Source organism: Acetobacter sicerae (genome assembly GCF_011516765.1).
Taxonomy (GTDB): Bacteria; Pseudomonadota; Alphaproteobacteria; order Acetobacterales; family Acetobacteraceae; genus Acetobacter; species Acetobacter sicerae.
The window spans coordinates 76,960-95,058 of the sequence record NZ_JAAABN010000007.1 but is presented as its reverse complement, the minus strand read 5'-3'; the positions used below and the strand labels follow the sequence as shown (position 1 = coordinate 95,058).

The window sequence follows — 18,099 nt, the reverse complement described above, 5'->3', positions numbered from 1 at the left end:
GTCAATCTTTCCAAATAGTTTAGATAAAGTTACTGTCGAAAGAAGAGAAACCGCTGAGTTTCTCACATATGGCTCTTTTATATGGAGAGAGCATTTATCAAGCGTTTTATTGCGGAGAAATCTTGCCATGCGTGAACTCACGGTTTCCGAACTGAATGAAATTTCCGGGGGTGCTGGTCTGGACTCACTGGTCGGTAACGCCCTGATCGGTGCAGCCAACACCTTTAATTCTTTTCTTGATGCAATCGGACCTGTTGGCGTTGCCCTCACCTATGCTGGCGGTCCTGTCGTAGGCGCACTTCACGAATTCAACGATTACGTTGTCTATGAAGGCTCAAAAGCCATCGATACCATTGGGCAGGCTCTCGGCGGCACGCTGACCCCGGACTATCACTATGTGAACGAATGGCAGGGCAACGGCGCTCTGAGCAAGTATTTCTGATTCAGCAGAAGTAATTTTCCTGCTGAACAGGCAGAAAACCAAATCGGGTTGTGTCACACCACGATACAACCCGGACAAATCATGAAAACAAAAACAAGTAAAATGATGAATTTCATTTTGCTTTTACTGCAACCATTCTGCAGCGCAGAAATTTTTCTTGGATGGAAAAATGCTGGAGTCTTCTTCGACTTCTTCACCTCTGGCTCTGACTGAAGAGCAGATCGAAAAGCTTCGTACCGATACGGATAACGGTACGGCCAATCCTCTAAAGGGTTATCAGGACATGATAACCTTTCTTGATGCCGCGAATGCTGCGGGCACGGATACGCTCGATGATGCAAGCCAGTTCTGGTATCAGCAGGCAATCACCATCAACGGTGACGATCCTACCAGCTTCGGCAACATCTTCATCCACGCAGCGACAGCCTACGGAGCGGCCTGGGACGGAAAAACCGTTGATTTCCAGTCATTGTCCAACAAAATCGGCCTTGCCGTCATCAACGGCACCTTGGAAACAGGCACACTGCAGAGCATCAATTCGATGCTGGAAGACGATATCGGAACGTCACTTTCCTATGGCGGTATGACAGTCGGCGGCTGGGGCGGTTCCTTCTATTACTGGAACACTCCGTTCGAAGGAACCGAGACCGTGGGTCAGGCCATCATGGCAGACCCGGAACAGTACGATAAATTCATTGCCACAACAGCAAATGCCGTTGTCGTCACAGGCAATACCGCGATTGAAGAACTCGGTCTGAGTTTCAATTCCGGTTCAATCACCAACGAAGTCGATCAGTTCCTGAATATTCTGCAGGTAGGCGTGCCCACCATTGTCGACGCAAGCGTGCAGACAAGCGTCAAGGCGGAAGTCATCGCCCGCGCTTTTGAAGAAGACGTTCTGGGACAGAGTGCTGCCGGCAATCCGGACCTGATCAACGGTTATCAGTATGTTGGCAAGAGCTGGTTCAGCAGCAGTGAGTGGGTCGCCACAGCCAATGCGGGCATCAGCTCGGTCAATGTCACTGACACCAAGGAACTCGATGCCCTGCGCACCACGCGCCTTGAAGAGCAGGACACCAAATCTGGTGATGCTGTCACCAATATTTACTCTGCACTTGCCAAGGCTGCCGACGCAGGCGTTACCGGCAGCATGACGCTTCCCTCCGAGCTTCAGCTTCCGGCAGGGTCAACACTGACAGCAAGTGACCTGACGGCTTCCAAGGTTACACTGAACCTGCCCGCTCTGCCGACGGATCTGGTTACAGACACCATCAAGGACGTATTGGCGGACATCGCTCCTGCGGTTTCTGCTGACTTCCTTGCGCCTGTCGTTTCGATTGTCGGAACAGGTCTTACAGACGCCCTGAATTTTGCCGGCAATATCCTGACCGATCTGACGGGAAGTTCCGCTTCCACATCGTCTTACGGAGCAAGCCTCTTCAGCGCGCAGACGACTCACGTTGCACCAGGCAGCCATCAGGATCTGTTTTCATCGCTGTTTGCATGATCTGAACTGCCCTGCCTTTCGATGAAAAGCAGGGCAGTTTGCTCTTATGTCTGCGGAAACAGGAAGCGCCGTTCCACACCAACGTATTGTGTGGAGCAACAAGAGCTACTGATGTCGTCTTTTTGAAAGGACGACATCATCCGAAGCTTTCAGAAGAAAGCTTCGTCGAAAAATTCCTCACAGTGTGCCGAACATTTCACGTTCAGAAATTCCGTAATCGTACCGGGTAAAGTGCCTGCAGATAGCGCCTTATACCATGGTGAGGCGCTATCTGCTTTGAAGGTCACTGTTTTCTGAATTCCGCGACCTTTTCGGCTGTCACATTCACCGAGCCAGAGCCGAATTTTTCCATCAGGAAATTCACTAGGCTTGCGATTTCCGCATCACTCAGACGCTCGACCTGAGACTGATCATTGAACCCATGCATGAACGCATGATGATCTCCAACTTTCCGATCGACGCCGTTCAGGATCACCATAATCAGATTATCCGGACGTGCTGACCCGACCACTGAATTGGAAAACAGTGACGGCACGGCACGATCGGTTGTTCCGGCGCCATTGCGACCATGACAGGCGGCGCAATTATCATCAAAGATCTGCAAGGCGCTCATCTGATCCAGATTATCGATCCGCTTTGGCACGGCCGTCCGAATATCAGGATCGTTCATGGGCTGCCCAAAGCTGTCACGCGCCTTGTGGTCTACCTCGTCATCAAGGGCAGGGACCTGCTTGATGTAAGCAGCCAATGCGTGCAGGTCCGTATCGCTCAGCTTGCTCGTGCTGAAGGAAACAACCTCCCCCATGGAACCGGCTGCCTGAGCGCGCCCATGGACCCGGCCCGTCTTCAGGTAGGCGACGAGGTCGTCTTCACTCCAGTCGCCGATACCACCTGTTTCGCTGGAGGTGATATTGGGCGCATACCATCCTGCAAGCTGGCCACCGCCGAGATAGCGATCCGTTTTCTCACCCAGCATGAAATTGCGCGGCGTATGGCAGGTGCCGCAATGCTCCAGAGCATTGGCCAGATATTTTCCACGCCTCAGACTATCGAACGTCATGGAATCACCCGTCTCAGGCGTTTCCGACGCCGCCAGCAGATTCCACACCTTCATGGCGGACCGCACATTGGCAGGAAACGTCAGAGCCGTTTCAGGTGGCGTGGTCGCAACGGGCTGCACGCGATGCATGAACCACGCATACAGCGCTTTCATGTCCTGATCCGTCATTCCGGCATAGGACACATAGGGCATGACAGGATAGAGATTGGCCCCATCAGCCCGGATACCGTGACGCACGGCCTCGTCGAACTGGGTCTCCGTATATTTCCCGATACCATGCTCGGGGTCCGGCGTGATGTTGGTTGAGATGACATTCCCCATCGGGGTTGCAATCTTCAGGCCGCCAGCAAAGGGCTTTCCATTCTTTGTCGTGTGGCAGGCCATACAGTCCGCAGCAATAGCAACGTCTGCGCCGCGCTTGAGCAGAGCCTCATCGTCTGCGGCTGGTGTGGCAGGAGGCGGTGCGGCCTCTGCAGCCTTGCTGTCCGCCGTCTTTTCATCTGCTGCCTGAACAGGCGCGCCATACAGCGCCCCGAGAACACTGCCTGCAATCAGAAAAGAACGGAATGTCTTGAAAATATCAGGCATGGTTCAGCTCTTTTTTCAGCGTATCGGCGACGCGCAGAGCCAGTGCCGCAACCGTCAGGGTAATGTTGCCAGTTCCCACCGTTGAAAAGACGGAAGAGCTGGCGATGAACAGGTTTTCATGGTTATGCGTACGACAGTGACCGTCCACAACTGAATCTTTCGGATCCACGCCCATGATGGTGCTGCCGGAGGGATGGTCCTGCGGGAAATAACCCGGCGTCCACTGCTCGTCGGTGCCATGCATGAGCCCGATCAGTTCACGGAACACCTTGCGGGTGTGCTCACAGCTACGCACCGTATATTCAGGCAGCTTGTAATAGACGTCCGGATGCGGAATCCCCAGAGCATCCTTGCGGGTTTTATTGAGCGTCAGACGGTTGTTCGGATCAGGCAGCGCTTCGTTATGGCTGAACAGACGCACCGTATGCGCGGCCAGATAACGGATGCGCTCTTCAAGCTCCCGCCCGACATAGCCTTTGGCGATGGCCATCTGGGTCGCAAGATCGACCTGATTGTCGTCCACCATGTGCACCAGATAGGCGCCGCGCTCATTCCGCCAGTCACCATCACGGAAGTTGTCGATCACATTGGTTTCCAGCGGACCACGTCCCGGCCACAGCGCCTTGTCACCACTGATGAAGGTCACCTGCACACCCGTGTGATCCATCATGTTGCGGCCAACCTGATCGGAACTGTTGGCGACACCTGTCGGACTTTTGTCGTCAGCCGATACAAGCAGGAGCTTGGCCGTCTCGATGCAGTGCGCTGCAATGACGAAGTATTTTCCGGTGACGCGATGTGATCCCTTGTCCGGATCGAGATAATGCACGGCGGTGACAAGCTTGTTCGCCTCGTCACGCTCGATCTTGTAGACAACGGCGTTGGGAATGAAGGTCGCCCCGGCCGCCTCGGCGTCGTAGACCGAATAGCTGCCGTTGTACATCGCGCCAATCGGACAGATCGGCATGCAGTTGTTATGACCTTCACACGTCGGACGATTGGCGTAAGGCCGTGTATTACGCGCCTGCGGCTCATGCACCACGCGCCATGGCGTCTTTTCGTCAATCAGCTTGCGGAACTGCTGGGCGGCATAGGAAATGGGCAGCGCATCCATCGGGTAAGGCTGCCTGCGCGGCGAGCCGAGATCCTCAACGGCAGGATCCGGGCCACAAACGCCCATCATCACTTCCGCCTGATAATAGAACGGCTCCAGATCATCATATTTCAGCGCCCAGTCACGGCCCTGACCGTAACGCGATTTCAGTTCGAAATCCGAAGGCAGATAACGCCAGGCACACCCAGCCCAGTGCCATGTCGTGCCACCAATCATCCGCAGATAGACCTGCTGATAGGCCTCCGCGTCCGGACCGGAGGTATGCAGATATTCGTTCGGAGTCTGCTGGTCAGGCGGATGTGGAGCCCACGGAACCGATGGGAAAGGCCCCTGATAGGACGGCTTGTTTTCCAGATTACGGAAATTTTCTACAAAGTGCTGACGGTCCACACGTGGCCCGGCTTCCAGCACGATGACGGAAATTCCTGCGCGCACCAGTTCATTGGCGATCGAACTGCCCGCGACACCGGACCCGACGATGACGACATCGGCGGAGAGATTTTCTGAAGACATCAGGATTATACTTTTTCTGTTTTCAGGTCGGTTCAACGACGAATTTCGACGAAGACAGCGCAGGCCGGCCCTTCGGTGGGTCGACTTCAGGTGGTTTCGACGTCCAGTAGAACGGTCCACCGGCAGCATACGTCTTCGGATAGACGGCATCCCTGGTGATATCGAACATCAGCGCCGAGCGATAAACCACGACCTTTCCGTTGGCCACGCCCCGATACCAGCCCGCCATGATGTCATGGATCAGATCCTTGAAGGCCGGATCCTGTTTTTCCGCAGCGCGCGCAAAGTCGGAGGCTGACGCGAACTGTCCTCCCTCAAGCAGGGCATGCAGTGCCTGAATCTGCCCTTTCCGCTTTTCACCGGACTGCACGATGTTCGTGCAAAGCGCAGCACCGATCCATTCATTCAGAGTGTCCCGATCCGTCAGACGACGTGACAGATCCTGAAACTGTTTCACCAGAGGATCATTGATCGACAGCAGTTGCGCCTGTGCCTGTGCCTGTGCATCCGGTTCCGACGCACGGGCTGAGACCAGTCCTCCGGCTGCAATCGTTCCCATGCCGCCAAGCAGGACATCGCGCCGCGACATTCGCAGCAATCTGCTCAAACGCATTCGGTTGGGAGAAACCATCCAGAGCGATGAAGAGTTTTCTGCCATTCTCCTGAACAGCTCCTTATCGATATTCGTTGCGCCATCAGAAGATCGCACAACCTGAATTTACCATTTCATCATGGTCGTAGGCTGCGGATTATGTTCACGCAACCATCAAAGGATGTAAAATAACATCCACGATGAATGAGATTTATTTGAAAATTCTCTTAAAACGTCCTGTGTAGCATTTCTTTAATTGAAAAATATCGTTTCTGCTCTCTATCACGCCGTGCGTGTCACGTCTGTCGGGAGGGATGGAAAACTCATCCCACCAGATGCAGGACACCATTCACAATCCGGCATGGACAGCCCTGCCGCAAGACGGCATAGCCGTTCCTCCTTTTCAGGGCGGGCGCCAGACATGTCAGGCAAGATGTCAGTAGAGACGATGCAGGCCAGTCAGCGCCTGCCCTTTTATCTTGTGGCCCTGCTGGGACTGATTACAGCGCTCGGCCCTCTGTCCACCGACATGTATCTGCCCGCCTTCCCGATTCTCGATCAGGAGCTTGGAGGCGGTCCCGGCTCGGCGCAGTTCACTCTTGCGACATGGTTCATCGGACTGGCCGTGGGACAGTTCTCCTGCGGCCCGCTCTCCGACCGCTTCGGTCGGCGTGGCCCGCTGATCGCCGGGCTTGCGCTCTACACGCTGGCCTCCATCGGCTGTGCGATGACGTCGGACTACCGGCTGTTCTGCCTGTTCCGCTTCTTCGCCGCCCTCGGCGGGTCAGGTGGGGCCGTCATTCCCCGCGCCATGATCCGCGATATCGCCACAGGGAGAGCCGGGGCGCATATCATGACCCAGTTGACCCTCGTCTTTGGCGTCATGCCGATCCTGGCCCCCTCCCTCGGCGGCCTGATTCTGGAAATCGCGACATGGCGCTGGATGTTCTGGGTGGCCGCCCTGTACGGCGTGGCGGCCATCGCAGGCGTCTGGTTCGTGCTGCCGGAGACCCTGCCGCTTTCACGCCGCCTGCGCCTGCCAGTCAGCACAATTCTTACGCGCTACATGACGATTGTCAGAGAGCCGCACTTCTTCCTGAACGCTCTCATCGCCAGCGCCTCGACCTTCGTGATGTTCGCCTATCTCGGCGGCGCGCCTGTGGTGTTCGAGCATCTGATGGGCTTTTCACCCCGGCACTTCGCCATCTTCTTCGGCGTCAACGCCGCCATCTTCATCCTCTGCACCCAGATCAGCGGCAGGCTGGTGCATCGCGTGCGCCTTGAAACGCTCATGCAGTTCGGTATCGGCTGGTGCGCCTTTGCCGGAGCCATGAACGTGCTGCTGACCACCACTCACGTCATCACGGCGCAGACCCCTGTCTTCGTCGTCATGATGATCATGTTCATGACCGGCTCCCTTGGATTTATCGGCGCGAACGCAACTGTTCTCGCCTTCCATCATCACGGCGCTCATGCAGGAAGCGCCTCCGCACTGCTGGGAACGATGCAGTTCAGCATCGGCGCCGTCAGTGGTCTGATGATGGGCTATATGCCGACGGATTCGATCATCCCGACGGCCTGCGTGATGGCGGTCGGCGCGGCGATGATGGTGATCGCCAATATCTTCCGCGTTCTCCTCTGCGCGGAAACCTGACACCTCACTCGCCATTCCCGCACCTTTTTGCTAGACAGGTCGTCCCTTGTCGCGAACGCCTCTCCCGCTTTCGCGTTATAAGGTCTGATCGCTCCGGCCACTCTTCCGCCGCGTGCGAAAAGGATGATGATGACACACAGCACACGGACATCGGCATTGGCTTCAGACCGCACAGCCTGTGAGGCCGCCATCGCGGGCCTGCGTAACTCTCTCGACACCGCAGAGTGTTCGACAACGCCATTCCGACACTGGACGCTGTCCGACATCCTGCCGCAGGAAGCGTGTGATGCACTTGTGGCGTGGGAGCCGGAAGACAACGCCGTTGCAGGCGATACCGGCGGCCGACGCGAGACGCGCAACGGCTCCCGTGTTTTCGTGGAACCGGAAGCCCGGGCGCGGGATGCGCGACTTGATGTGCTGGCGCATATGTTCGACAGCCCCGAAGGACGCGCCGCCGTGGAAGCACTCTGCGGCACGAAACTCGATCATACCGCCCTCCGGCTTGAGCTGAGTCTGGATACGGATGGTTTCTGGCTGGAACCGCATACAGACATTGGCGCGAAGAAACTGACGCTGCTTATTCCCCTGTCCGTTCATGAAGACGCCGAGCAGTGGGGCACGGACCTGATGAACGCAGAGGGGAATACTGTTGTTCGCAGCAGTGGCCGCTTCAATACCGGCACCCTGTTCGTGCCGGGAGATGATACCTGGCATGGCTTCCAGAAACGGCCGATCAACGGTCTGCGACGCGGCCTGATCGTCAATTTTGTTGATTCAAGCTGGCGCGCAACACATGAACTGGCCTTCGGGCCAGCGCAATAAAGTGATGCTTTCCCACCAATGAGGTAGGAGACTTTTCTTCCGACAGCGCGTTGCAGGCCAGAATAACTCCCTTCAAGACGCCTTATGGAAACTTGTACACGATTTCGAGCAGACTTTTAGGCCTGTCGCCAGGCATCCGTGAGGCGACAGTTTTTCTGCCACACTTCTCTTTGAAACGTCCCTGTTCAGGCCTTTCAGAGGGATAAACAGCCTTGGCAAACCGGGACGAACCCCTTACCCGGACACTTCAAATCACAGACAGCCCGCGAGAGAGCCCCATTTCGCCTTCTCGCCCATGGCATTTGACGACAAGGAACGAGGACCGATGAGCGAACGCGAGGCGATGGAATTTGATGTCGTCATCGTGGGTGGCGGCCCGGCGGGTCTGGCGGCAGCCATCCGCCTGCGTCAGCTTAACCCCGAAGCCAATGTCTGCCTGATTGAAAAGGGCAGCGAGATCGGCGCGCACATCGTCTCCGGCGCGGTGATCGAGCCTCGCGCTCTTGAGGAACTGTTTCCCGACTGGCTGGAACGCGGCGCTCCCCTGAAGACTCCGGTGACCGAGGAGGAGATGTATTTCCTCACCGAGAAAAAGGGCTTCAGGATTCCGGCTCTTGACCGCGTGATGCCGCACCTCGCCAATCACGGGAACTACGTCGTCAGTCTCGGCGATGTCTGCCGCTGGCTGGCCGAGCAGGCGGAAGAACTCGGCGTCGAGATCTATCCTGGTTTCGCGGGCGCTGAAGTGCTGATCGAGAAGAATCGCGTGGTAGGCGTGGCGACCGGCGACATGGGCATCACCCGTGACGGCGAGAAAGGCCCGAACTATCAGCCCGGCATGGAACTGCGCGCGAAATACACGCTGTTCGCGGAAGGCTGCCGTGGCTCCCTCACCAAACAGGTGATGGAACACTACAACCTGCGTAAAGGCGTCGATCCGCAGACCTACGGCCTCGGCATCAAGGAAGTGTGGGAAATCCCCGCCGAAAACCACCGTCCCGGTCTGGTCGTGCACAGCTTCGGCTGGCCGCTCGACGACAGGACCTATGGCGGCGCGTGGCTCTACCATTTCGGCGAAAACCTCGTCTCCTACGGCTTCGTCACGGGTCTCGATTACGAGAACACGTGGCTGTCGCCGTTCGACGAAATGCAGCGCACGAAGCTGCACCCGATCTTCCGCAAGCATTTCGAAGGGGGCCGTCGCCTCATCTACGGCGCACGCGCCCTGTCCGAGGGCGGTCTCCAGTCTATCCCTCGCCTCACCTTCCCCGGTGGCGCGCTGCTCGGCGATTCGGCGGGCTTCCTCAACACGCCGAAGATCAAGGGCACGCATACGGCCATGAAGTCCGGCATGCTGGCTGCCGAAGCCGTGATCGACGCGCTGAAGGCCGAGCGGGTCGAACCTGCCGCCTATACGAGCCTCGTTCGCCAGTCGTGGCTGTATGACGAGCTGAAATCCGCCCGCAATGTCCGTCCGGCTTTCGCCCGCTGGGGTTCGAAACTGGGCGCGCTTTATGCCGGGTTCGACGCCATGGTGCTGCGCGGCAAGGCCCCGTGGACACTGCATTTCAAGCATGCGGACAACGAGACCCTGAAGCCGGCCTCTCTCAGCACGCCAATCGCTTATCCGAAGCCGGACAACACGATCACCTTCGACAAGCTTTCCTCGGTGTTCCTGTCGAACACCAATCATGAGGAAGACCAGCCGGTTCACCTGAAGGTCCGCAACATGGGTCTGTGGAAGACGGTGAACTGGGATGTGTTCCGTTCGCCGGAGAGCCGTTACTGCCCGGCGGCAGTCTATGAAGCGGTTGATACGGATGCCGAGGCGCGTCTGGTGATCAATTCCCAGAACTGCGTCCACTGCAAGACCTGCGACATCAAGGACCCGACGCAGAATATCGACTGGTGCACGCCTGAGGGCGCTGGCGGGCCGAATTACCCTTCGGGTATGTGATTTTTGTCGATAGTACGTTAAGGCAGCCGTCAATTCCGGTGGCCCGATCGCCGGGCGTAGTTCCTGCGCCCACGTCCGCGCGCCTCCATCTGCGGCCACCACCTGCGGGTAGTATGCGAGAGAGATGATGAAGATACTTGTCCCGGTAAAACGGGTTGTTGATTACAACATCAAGGTTCTCGTCAAATCGGACGGAACCGGTGTTGAGACGGCCGGTCTGAAGATGTCGATGAACCCCTTTGACGAAATTGCCGTCGAAGAGGCTGTCCGACTGCGTGAAAAAGGTTCTGCGACCGAAGTGATCGCGGTATCGATTGGCGTCCAGCAGGCGCAGGATACACTGCGCACGGCCATGGCTATGGGTGCTGACCGCTCCATCCTCGTCCTGTCAGAAGAAAGCCCGGAACCTCTGGCCGTCGCCAAGGTGCTGAAGGCTCTGGTCGAGCGCGAGAAGCCGGACCTCGTCTTCCTTGGCAAGCAGGCCATCGACGACGACATGAACGCGACGGGCCAGATGCTCGCCGGTCTGCTGGGCTGGGGTCAGGGCACCTTCGCCAGCAAGGTCGAGATCGTCGATGGTCGTGCGGAAGTCACCCGTGAGATCGACGGCGGCACCGAGACGGTGTCCCTCGCCGTCCCCGCCATTGTCACGGCTGACCTGCGCCTGAACGAGCCGCGTTATGCGTCCCTGCCGAACATCATGAAAGCCAAGAAGAAGCCGCTTGAGACGATTCAGGCTGCTGACCTCGGCGTGGACATGACCCGCCGCCTGACGACAGTGTCCGTGGCTGAACCGCCAGTGCGCAAGGCAGGCATCAAGGTCGGCTCCGTGGCCGAACTGGTCGAGAAACTGCGCAACGAAGCGAAGGTGATCTGATCATGACCGTTCTTGTTCTTGTCGAGACCGAAGCCGGTCAGATTCGTCAGGCTTCCCGTTCCGCCATCACCGCAGCCACCAAACTGGGCGACGTTCATGCTCTGGTCGTGGGCAACGCAGCGGATGCGGATGCTGCTGCTGCTCTCGCCGCCAAGGTAACGGGCGTGGCCAAGGTGCTGAAGGCCGGAGCCGACGTGCTGACGCATGAACTGGCCGAGCCTGTGGCCGACCTGATCGTCTCGCTGGCGGGTGACTACAGCCACATCGTCGCGGCCTCTACCGCTGTCGGTAAAAACGTCCTGCCCCGCGCGGCCGCATTGCTCGACGTTCAGCCGATTCCGGACGTGATGGCCGTCATCGACGCCGACACGTTCGTTCGCCCGATCTACGCGGGTAACGCGCTGGCGACCGTGAAGTCTTCCGATGCGAAGAAGGTTCTGACAGTCCGTGCGACCAGCTTTGACCCGGCTCCGGCTGAGGGTGGCTCCGCTGCCATCGATGCAGTCAATGTCACCGTTCAGGACACGGTTTCCCGCTTTGTGTCCGAGCACACGCCGACCAGCGACCGTCCGGAACTCGAGTCGGCACGCGTAATCGTCTCCGGCGGTCGTGGCCTCGGCAGCGCCGAGAACTTCCAGTCCGTGCTCACACCGCTGGCCGACAAGCTGGGAGCCGCCATCGGCGCATCCCGTGTGGCGGTTGATTCCGGCTACGCAGAGAACGATTGTCAGGTCGGCCAGACCGGCAAGATCGTGGCTCCTGAGCTGTATATCGCCGTCGGTATTTCCGGAGCGATCCAGCATCTCGCTGGCATGAAGGACAGCAAGGTGATCGTCGCCATCAACAAGGATGCCGACGCTCCGATGCTTCAGGTTGCGGATTATGCGCTTGTTGGCGATCTGTTCGAGGCCGTGCCGGAACTGGCCAAGGCGCTGTGATAGCCGCTTAGGTTACTGGTATTTTGTGAAAGCCCCACCCTTTATCCGGTGGGGCTTTTTTTTGGGGCGGCATGACTCATTACGGGAAACAGTCTGCGCACGACATGCTGTTTCCGGACCAGAATCACAGCAACTCGTTAACGGGTGATTGACCAGAACAAGGCAGACTGACGGCAGTTCCACAGGATCAGCCCGGCGTCATGTCTGACAATCTTCCAGAATTCACTGGCTACAACTTCACCTTCGCGTTCGGTGCGTTAATTCTCTGCACCCTGACCATGCTGATCGCAGTGCGGATGGTCTGTCGCGCCGCCATGGTGAAAGGTCGCTCCCGCCAGAAAAGGCTGCTTTTCAGCGCCTGCATAGCCGGGAACGGTGTATGGGCAACTCATTTCGTCGCCATGCTGGGTTGCGCGCACAGTCTGGCGACGACCTACCAGGCGCCGCTGACAATCCTGTCCATGTTCGTCGCCATGGGACTGTTTGTCCCGACATGGTGGAGCGAATGCCAGACTCCCAACCGGTCCCTTTCTCCCCGCACCGCGCTGCTCATGACCGTGGCCGTCGGAGGAATGCATTATATCGGCATCGCCGCCATGACAGGGGCGGCTCAGGAGTCCATCCCCCCTTTCAGAATCATTCTCTCTCTGGCTGTCGGTTTTGTATTTTTCTACGCAGGCACCCTTCTCCTGCGCCAGCAACATGGACGTCGCAGATCTCTGGCTGCAATCATATGGGTTCTCGGCGTGTGCTCCCTGCATTTCATGGGAATGCCCCACTCATCCCTCACCCATCAAGCAATGAGCGGCATGCCGCAGCATATCGCCTCTCTGTCCCTCGCCGGAATGGTCGGAGCAGGCGCATCGATTTTCCTCGCATTGGCCAGTATTTTTCTTCTGCTTGAATATCAGTCGGCAAAACGCAAAATCGAAGACAGCACGCGCGCACGCAACTTCGCCGATGCCGCCCTGGAAGGTCTGGTCGTCACAACAGGAAGCGTAATTCTTGATGCCAACAGCGCCTTCTGGAACCTTGCCGGAACAAAATCCAAAAGTACATATCAGCTGAAAACCTTTTTTCCTGTCCTGACGGCGGAAGATATTCTTCAAAAGCTCATTAAAGAAGAAACTCCTCGTGAAATTCAGATGATACGGCACGATGGAGAACGCATTCCCGTTGAAATTTATGCTCGTGAAAGTTCCTGGCGGGGTAAGCCACGCACCATTCTTGCGATTATCGATCTTCGCGCACGCAAGGAAACCGAGGCTACCATCAAGGAGCTTGCGATCACGGATATGCTGACCGGGATCGGCAACCGTTCCTTTTTCGTCGCCAGCCTTACCGATCTCCTTCAGGATAAAACAAGAAACAATCCGGTCGTCGTCTTCCTTGTGGATATTGATCGTTTCAAGAATATCAACGAGACCTGTGGACATGCCATGGGTGACAAGGTCCTTTCCCACATCGCGAAACGTCTTCAGATTCTCGTGCCGCAGGATGCGATCATGGCGCGTATTGCCGGAGACGAATTTGCTGTCGCCTGCGTGCTGAGCCCAGATGATGTGACGGACTTCGCTTCCTACCTTGCGCTGGAACTGAAAATCCCCCTGCCTGACGGGCATGATGAATTACCGGTCTCCGTAAGCGTGGGTTTTGCCGTATCCGACGATGACATGCAGGATGGCGGACAGCTTCTGCACTGTTCAGGAATCGCTCTTCTGGCCGCAAAGCAGTCAGGTCGCGGGAATGTACGCGAGTATGACAGTTCTTTTGACAGCGCCATTCAGGATCGCATCCGTCTTGAGCGCGAAATTCAGCGCGGCATCGAACGCGACGAATTCTTTCTTGAATACCAGCCGATCATGTCGACGCATGACCGTTCACTGGTGGGATATGAAGCTCTGGTCCGCTGGCAGCATCCGGAACGCGGTCGCGTGCCGCCCGACCAGTTCATTGGAATCGCTGAAGAGTGTGGACTGATCGCCCAGCTTGGCGAATGGGTCGTACGTCGTGCCTGCCGTGACGCCGCAAGCTGGCAGAATGGACTGAATGTATCCGTCAATGTCTCCCCCATTCAGTTCACCACTTCGGATCTGCCTGAAGTCATCAAGTCGGCTCTTGACGATTCCGGACTGACATCGAACCGGCTCAGCATCGAAATCACCGAAAGCACATTCCTTATCGGCAATCAGATCATTGATATTCTGAAAAGGCTGCGTGCGCTTGGTGTCGGTATCGTCATGGATGATTTCGGCACGGGATACTCCAGCCTCAGCCATCTCCGCAATTTCCAGTTCGACAAGGTGAAAATCGACCGCTCCTTTATCTGGGACATGATCAAGCGCCCCCACGCGGCTGCTATCGTAGACGTGATTCTTTTTCTTGGTCGTCGTCTCGGGGTAGATATCGTTGCCGAAGGTATTGAGACATCCGAGCAGCTTGCTTATCTGCAGGAACGGTCATGCTCGCTGGTTCAGGGGTATTTCATAGGCAGACCAAGCCAGACCATTGCCGAGAAGCCACGGGAGGAAGTTCTGGAATCCCCTGTTCCAGCATAAAGCCTCCTCACTATCCGTTTTTACACGGTCGACATATGTGAGCCGGAACCCTGCTTTCCGAGAAAAACAGACCAGAGCGCCCCGCCTTCACATCCAGCGAAGGCGCCTGATCCGTGCAAGCATGAATGTTCGACAGGACATCGCCTTTGAGTAGTATACTCCCGCCTACATCGATCACTCAGGCCAGAGTATACGCCTTTGACCCAGGATACACAGTATCACCCCCTGAATCCTGACAGTCTCCGACAGGTTCTGTCTGATTTACCTTCTTTGACGGCTCGTCTTGGGGGCACCCCGTCCGACTGGAATATTCGGGAAGTCAGCGATGGTAATCTCAACAGCGTCTGGCTTGTTCACGGTCCTTCCGGCTCTCTCTGCGCCAAGCAGTCTCTTCCCCATGTGCGGGTCGATCCTTCATGGAAAATGCCGCTTGACCGGACGACTTTTGAGGCACGCTGGTTACAGGCTGTGGCGCCGCTGGTACCTGACATGGTCCCGGAATTTCTTCATTTCGACCCGCAGCTTTTTCTTCTGGTAACAGCCTGCCTCGATGATCATGTCACTTTCACTGAGGCATTGTCCCAAGGCGTTGACCCGGCCCCGATCGCCCGTCAGATCGGTCGCTTTATCGCCAAATCCACATTTCACACTTCATGGCGTGGTGGGCCATTCGAAAACACGGCGCGCCTTGAATGCTTTTTTTCCGGCAATACGACTCTTTCCCGCATCACGGTCGACCTGGTTCTGACAGACCCCTATCACGATCACCCCCGAAATCATTATCACCCGGCGCTGCAACCGCTGGTGCAGCAGCTTCATAGCGACCCAGCCATTCATCAGTCCGTCTGTCACATGCAGTCACGCTTTTTCACTGCCCGTGAAGCTTTGCTCCATGGGGATCTGCACAGTGGCTCCATCATGGTCGGCCTCAATGGCGCGTCCGTGATTGATGGGGAGTTTTCATGTGTCGGCCCGATAGGGTTTGATTGCGGCATGTTTGTCGCCAGCCTGATACTTTCTTCATTTGCAGCCCCATCCGTGTCACGACGCGAGCAGATTCTTCACACTATCTCGATGTTCCAAGAAAGTTTTATCAAGACTTACTGTGATGAATGGCTCCACAGTGATGCCAGAACCGATCTTTCGCCGGCTTTTCTAACGCGTAATGAGTATGCCGAAATTCAACGTCAGCAGCAGGAGGAATGTGATCGCATTACAGCCGACACAGCGGGTTTTGCCGCCATGGAAGTCATTCGCAGACTGACAGGATATGCTCACACTTCGCATTTCGATAATCTGCCCGACGCATTGAAGGGGCAACAGCAATATCAGGCTCTTTCCTTTGCAATACAGCTTCTTTCCGATCTGAAGGCAGCGCCGGAAAAACTCTTTCCGGAGAAAACAGCAATCGCCTGAAAAGGCTCAAGAATATATTTATGAAAAAGCAATACACTCTCAAGAAATATTCTAAGATCTCTCTACTACAATTCCAAAAAAAATTATGTATTTTTTAAATACGGGCACGGGGCGTTTCGGGAGATGCCTCCACGCAACGCCACACCTCCGTCAAAGATCAGGGTGCATCCTCCCTGATCGCAACAGGCTTTTAACCTGCCCTCTGTAAAAGAAGACTCACCAAAGGAGTCTGCCATGCCCGTTCTCGATGCCCCTACTCCAGCGATGTCTTCGGAACTCGAAGCATGCCTTGCCGAAGCACGCATTTTCGAGAAACTGGGTGACATGGCTGGCGTGAGAAAAACCGCCCTGACATATCTGGCGCACTTTCCACGGGAACCGGCTGTTCTGGCGCTTCTGGGACGCGCTGAACTGCTGCTCGGCCACCCCGCCCGCGCACTGGCTCCTCTGGCTCGCAGCGCCCGCCTGACCAACCATTTCATTTTTTATCTTCTACAAGCCGATTGCTTAAAAAAACTTGGTAGCATTCAGGAACAGCAGAACATTCTTGAACGGGCCGCTCTCTGGATGCCTCAAACCGGCACGGCCTATTTTATGGCGGGCATCGCTTTTGAAGGCGTCAAAGAAACCGATCGCGCCATCCGTTTCTACAGACAGGCTTTGATGACACTTCCCAACGAAGTATCCATTCAACATCGCCTCGGTCGCGCACTGGTTGAAAAAGGTGAGACCATCGGAGCCCTGCATTATCTTGAGCAGGCTTTGGCAACCCGTCCGGATGATCCTGCCTACCTTGTCGATTTCAGTGTCGCTCTTGAACATGCAGGCAGGCTTGAAGAAGCGCTGACCACAATTGAAAAATCTCTTGCCATTCAGCCTGATAATCCAGAAGCCATCCACAACCGGGGCCACCTGCTTTTCAATCTGAACCGTTCTGCAGAAGCTCTCGCCGTATTTGATGAAGCATTGGCGACAGGACGCGATTGTTCGAAAACCCGTTTTTCTCGTGGAGTCAGTCTGCTCAAGCTTGGGCGCTTCAAAGAAGGCTGGGCTGACTACGAAAGCAGATGGAAAACCTCGCAGACGCTCCCATCCAACCTCCCCGCCCCATTATGGCAGGGAGAATCCCTTCAGGGATGTCATATTCTCCTTCATGCGGAACAGGGTTTTGGAGATTCACTCCAGTTCATCCGTTTCGCACCGCAACTTGCTGCACAAGGTGCCATTGTAACAGTTCTGGTGCCACCACCATTGCAGAGACTTTTCACAACAGTCGCAGGCGTGACCCACAGCGTGACGGATCTCCCTGCTAACGCGCATTTCGACTACCATTGCCCGCTCGCCAGCCTGCCGCATCGTCTGGGCATTACGCAGGAAACTATTCCCTCTGCCCCCTATTTTTCCGTTCCCCCGGAAGAAGCGTCCCGGCAAGGCGGTCCTATCCGTCGTCTCATGTGGGCAGGCAAGCATCCAGCCCGGCGTGTTATCGGACTTGTCTGGTCAGGCGCTCCCCGACCATCACACGTCGAAGCGCATGCTATCGACCAGCGACGCTCCATGCCCCTCACTGAACTCGCGCCTCTGTTTGAGGTGCCTGACACAGTTTTTGTCAGTTTCCAGCTGAATGGGGCGCAGCAAATCTCTGAATCAGCTTTGCCGATTCATGACGGAACTCACGAAATCAGGGATTTTGCGGATACAGCTGCCCGCCTCCTCGGCATCGACCTGCTGGTTTGCGTGGACACATCAATCGCCCACCTTGCTGGCGGTCTGGGGCTGCCAGTATGGATGATGTCCCGCTTTGACGGCTGCTGGCGCTGGCTGGAACAGCGCAATGATACGCCGTGGTATCCCACCATGAAAATCTTCCGCCAGCCCAGACCGGGAGATTGGGCAGGGCTAGTCAGCACCCTGAAAGAGGAACTGGCAGCTTACACACCGGCCGCGCTGGCTGCCGTGTCGTGAAATAGCGCCTTATGCCTGACTCGACGCAGCCCAAACGTCAGATTCTACTCTGGAAGTAGCTCAGGATAGCGCCAGTAGCGGTATTCATGCGAGCCA

At 56.5% G+C, this 18,099-nt stretch carries 13 protein-coding genes; 10 read left to right on the top strand and 3 right to left on the bottom strand.

Annotated elements, in window-relative coordinates:
- Positions 1-127: 127 nt before the first annotated feature.
- Entirely contained in the window at positions 128-442 is a 315-nt protein-coding gene (locus tag GVI59_RS09610; protein ID WP_173574065.1) for a hypothetical protein, read from the top strand.
- A gap of 169 nt (positions 443-611) precedes the next feature.
- Positions 612-1,949, top strand: a complete 1,338-nt coding sequence (locus GVI59_RS09605; RefSeq protein WP_173574064.1) for a hypothetical protein — start codon at positions 612-614, stop codon at positions 1,947-1,949.
- Positions 1,950-2,232: 283 nt separating this feature from the next.
- Here the strand turns inward: GVI59_RS09605 and GVI59_RS09600 are convergent, their stop codons facing one another.
- Genes GVI59_RS09600 through GVI59_RS09590 form a run of 3 tightly spaced genes read right to left on the bottom strand, consistent with a single transcriptional unit; the run spans position 2,233 to position 5,882 of the window.
- On the bottom strand, positions 2,233-3,597 hold the full coding sequence (locus GVI59_RS09600; RefSeq protein ID WP_173574063.1) for a c-type cytochrome: 1,365 nt from the start codon (positions 3,595-3,597) through the stop codon (positions 2,233-2,235).
- Positions 3,590-5,227: a GMC family oxidoreductase gene (locus GVI59_RS09595; RefSeq protein ID WP_173574174.1), complete on the bottom strand. Its 1,638-nt coding sequence runs from the start codon at positions 5,225-5,227 to the stop codon at positions 3,590-3,592. The genes GVI59_RS09600 and GVI59_RS09595 overlap by 8 nt, the downstream gene beginning before the upstream one ends.
- Positions 5,228-5,246: 19 nt before the next feature.
- Positions 5,247-5,882, bottom strand: coding sequence for a sorbitol dehydrogenase family protein (locus tag GVI59_RS09590; RefSeq protein WP_242013042.1), 636 nt, complete (start codon positions 5,880-5,882; stop codon positions 5,247-5,249).
- Positions 5,883-6,237: 355 nt separating this feature from the next.
- Between GVI59_RS09590 and GVI59_RS09585 the strand changes: the two genes are divergently transcribed.
- From GVI59_RS09585 to GVI59_RS09550, 8 genes are all read left to right on the top strand, one after another.
- Positions 6,238-7,470, top strand: coding sequence for a multidrug effflux MFS transporter (locus GVI59_RS09585; protein WP_173574061.1), 1,233 nt, complete (start codon positions 6,238-6,240; stop codon positions 7,468-7,470).
- 126 nt (positions 7,471-7,596) lie between these two features.
- A complete protein-coding gene (locus GVI59_RS09580) occupies positions 7,597-8,292 on the top strand; it encodes a 2OG-Fe(II) oxygenase (RefSeq protein WP_173574173.1) in 696 nt (231 codons plus the stop codon).
- Between the two features lie 325 nt (positions 8,293-8,617).
- Positions 8,618-10,249 carry an electron transfer flavoprotein-ubiquinone oxidoreductase gene (locus GVI59_RS09575; RefSeq protein ID WP_173574060.1) on the top strand — a complete coding sequence of 544 codons (1,632 nt, stop codon included), beginning with the start codon at positions 8,618-8,620 and terminating at the stop codon, positions 10,247-10,249.
- A 127-nt stretch (positions 10,250-10,376) separates the two neighbouring features.
- Positions 10,377-11,126: an electron transfer flavoprotein subunit beta/FixA family protein gene (locus GVI59_RS09570; protein WP_173574172.1), complete on the top strand. Its 750-nt coding sequence runs from the start codon at positions 10,377-10,379 to the stop codon at positions 11,124-11,126.
- A gap of 2 nt (positions 11,127-11,128) precedes the next feature.
- Positions 11,129-12,064: an FAD-binding protein gene (locus GVI59_RS09565; RefSeq protein WP_173574059.1), complete on the top strand. Its 936-nt coding sequence runs from the start codon at positions 11,129-11,131 to the stop codon at positions 12,062-12,064.
- 200 nt (positions 12,065-12,264) lie between these two features.
- Complete coding sequence (locus GVI59_RS09560) at positions 12,265-14,622, top strand: EAL domain-containing protein (protein WP_173574058.1); 2,358 nt, start codon at positions 12,265-12,267, stop codon at positions 14,620-14,622.
- A 198-nt stretch (positions 14,623-14,820) separates the two neighbouring features.
- The gene (mtnK, locus tag GVI59_RS09555) at positions 14,821-16,038 is read left to right on the top strand and encodes an S-methyl-5-thioribose kinase (protein ID WP_173574057.1); all 1,218 of its coding nucleotides are present in this window, start codon (positions 14,821-14,823) and stop codon (positions 16,036-16,038) included.
- A 234-nt stretch (positions 16,039-16,272) separates the two neighbouring features.
- Entirely contained in the window at positions 16,273-18,003 is a 1,731-nt protein-coding gene (locus tag GVI59_RS09550) for a tetratricopeptide repeat protein (RefSeq protein WP_173574056.1), read from the top strand.
- The last annotated feature ends 96 nt before the right edge of the window (positions 18,004-18,099 follow it).

Excerpts from the sequence above, each read along its gene's own strand:
- GVI59_RS09550 (WP_173574056.1), top strand. The coding sequence starts at position 16,273 with ATGCCCGTTCTCGATGCCCCTACTCCAGCGATGTCTTCGGAACTCGAA.
- GVI59_RS09560 (WP_173574058.1), top strand. The coding sequence starts at position 12,265 with ATGTCTGACAATCTTCCAGAATTCACTGGCTACAACTTCACCTTCGCG.
- GVI59_RS09600 (WP_173574063.1), bottom strand. The coding sequence starts at position 3,597 with ATGCCTGATATTTTCAAGACATTCCGTTCTTTTCTGATTGCAGGCAGT.
- GVI59_RS09585 (WP_173574061.1), top strand. The coding sequence starts at position 6,238 with ATGTCAGGCAAGATGTCAGTAGAGACGATGCAGGCCAGTCAGCGCCTG.
- GVI59_RS09570 (WP_173574172.1), top strand. The coding sequence starts at position 10,377 with ATGAAGATACTTGTCCCGGTAAAACGGGTTGTTGATTACAACATCAAG.
- GVI59_RS09575 (WP_173574060.1), top strand. The coding sequence starts at position 8,618 with ATGAGCGAACGCGAGGCGATGGAATTTGATGTCGTCATCGTGGGTGGC.
- GVI59_RS09580 (WP_173574173.1), top strand. The coding sequence starts at position 7,597 with ATGATGACACACAGCACACGGACATCGGCATTGGCTTCAGACCGCACA.
- GVI59_RS09610 (WP_173574065.1), top strand. The coding sequence starts at position 128 with ATGCGTGAACTCACGGTTTCCGAACTGAATGAAATTTCCGGGGGTGCT.
- GVI59_RS09605 (WP_173574064.1), top strand. The coding sequence starts at position 612 with ATGCTGGAGTCTTCTTCGACTTCTTCACCTCTGGCTCTGACTGAAGAG.
- GVI59_RS09590 (WP_242013042.1), bottom strand. The coding sequence starts at position 5,882 with ATGGCAGAAAACTCTTCATCGCTCTGGATGGTTTCTCCCAACCGAATG.
- GVI59_RS09565 (WP_173574059.1), top strand. The coding sequence starts at position 11,129 with ATGACCGTTCTTGTTCTTGTCGAGACCGAAGCCGGTCAGATTCGTCAG.